Annotated in this window: 1 protein-coding gene; it reads right to left on the reverse strand. The window is 68.8% G+C overall.

What is annotated here, in order from left to right:
- Positions 1 to 5: 5 nt before the first annotated feature.
- Positions 6 to 1,664, reverse strand: coding sequence for an IS1634 family transposase (locus tag P3T29_RS32520; protein ID WP_280720281.1), 1,659 nt, complete (start codon positions 1,662 to 1,664; stop codon positions 6 to 8).
- Positions 1,665 to 1,784: the final 120 nt, after the last annotated feature.

Consider the following 1,784-nt stretch of genomic DNA (forward strand, 5'->3'; position numbering starts at 1 on the left):
GCCGGCTAGCTGTGTCCTTCGCACATAGGGAAACGTGTGTCGAGCCAGCGGGGGTGGGTTGGGTCGACTTCGAGTATGTCGAGGAGTCGGGCCTGGATGCCTTCGCTGACCAGGACGACGGGTGGGCTGGTGGCGGTGCCGCTGCGCATGCGCAGGTCGGACAGCGCGGTCAGGATCAGTTCGCCGGTCGGCCGTAGGGCCTGGTTGCTGCCGGGCTGGAGGCCGCGCATGGTGCGCTGGTCGCCCAGGGCCTGGCGGACCTGGCGCTCGATCAGGGAGAAGACCAGCAGGGCCAGGCAGATCACGGTGATCAGGGCGGCGATGCGGCGGTTGTTCTGCAGGAACATCGGCGCGATCGCGAAGGGGCCCTTGACGTGGCTGTAGCGGCGTTCGACGGCGCCCTGGCCCTTGTAGTGCAACAGGACCTGGGCTGCGGTGGCCTGGTCGGCCGGCAGGTTGGTCAGCAGCGTGTACCAGCCGTCGACGGCCGCTTCGGCGTCGATGGCGTCCTGGTCGAAGGACCAGGTCAGGGTGGGTCTCCCGTCCGGGCTGGTGCCGACATCGGTGTGCAGGTAGGCGGTGACGCGGCGCTTCCTGGCGATCACCGCGACCGTGTCGGCGACCTTCTTGGCGTCGGGGTAGTGGCGGGTGCCCAGGTTGCGCTGGATCTTCTCCAGGTCCTCGCGGGCCCGGGTCAGCTTCTTGGTGCGGGCCTTGAGCTGTCCGGTCGCGTTGGAGCTGGAGTGGACCAGGATCCGGCGCATCGTCAGCGCGGGATCCTTCTTGCGCCGGCCCTTCCAGGTGAACTCGTCCTCCAGGACCCGGTAGGCGGCGCGTTGGTCGGCTGGTTTGTCGGCGTCGCGTTCGGCGGTGTAGTCGACCGGTTCGGCCGATTGCAGGTCCAGGGCGGCGTAGACGGCACTGTCGACGCTGGCGGCGGCAGCCGGGGCCAGGAAGTGGACGCCTTCGGCGGTCATCGCGGACACGTTGTCGTAGGTCAGCAGTTTGCTGTCGCCCACCAGCAGCAGGTCCGGGCGCTTCGCGATCTGCCGCAGGGCGGTCATCGCGCCGGTGACCTGGGAGACCTCGGCGGCTCCGCCGCTGAAGGCGCGGTGGGTGACGGGGATGCCGCCGTCGCCGGTGACCGCCAGTCCGGCCTGGATCTGCTTCAGGTCGGTGCGCCGGTCCTTGGGGTGCCCGAACTTGACCACCGGGTAGTCGCTGTCGGGGTTCTCGTAGGCACCGTAGAGGGAGACGCTGGTCATGTCCCAGTGGCAGCGTGAGGCGTCGATGCCGAACTCGGTGATCGCCTTGGCCCCGATGGAGCCGACGAGTTCGTCCAGGTGCGGGGCGATGGCGTCCAGCGCGCGGGCGATGCGGTCGTCGTTGAGGAAGTCGGCGTGGATGCCGAAGACGTCCTCCACAGCCCACTGCTCGGCCCACCGGGCCACCTTGAACAGGGGCGTCGGCGAGGACAGCCGGTTGGCGATCAACGCCTCGACGACCTGTCCGTGGGTAAGGTGGGCGACATCGCGCACCGGGCACAGTCCGTCGATGATGCCGGCGACGTCCAGCCGGCGCAGGAAATGCGCACAGGCCGGCAGCGCCCCGAGCCGCTTCTCCACCACCGCGGTGATCAGAAGCTCGGCTCGGGGACGCTGCACACGGGAACGGTCGCGACCGACGAAGACAGGCACGCCACCATCAACGCGCACATCCCGGCGACGACACCACCGAGGACTACGAATCGCCACAAAGAGTCATGTGCGAAGGACAGGGCTAGC

Origin of the sequence: Kitasatospora sp. MAP5-34, from assembly GCF_029894335.1 — a bacterium.
GTDB lineage: Bacteria > Actinomycetota > Actinomycetes > Streptomycetales > Streptomycetaceae > Kitasatospora.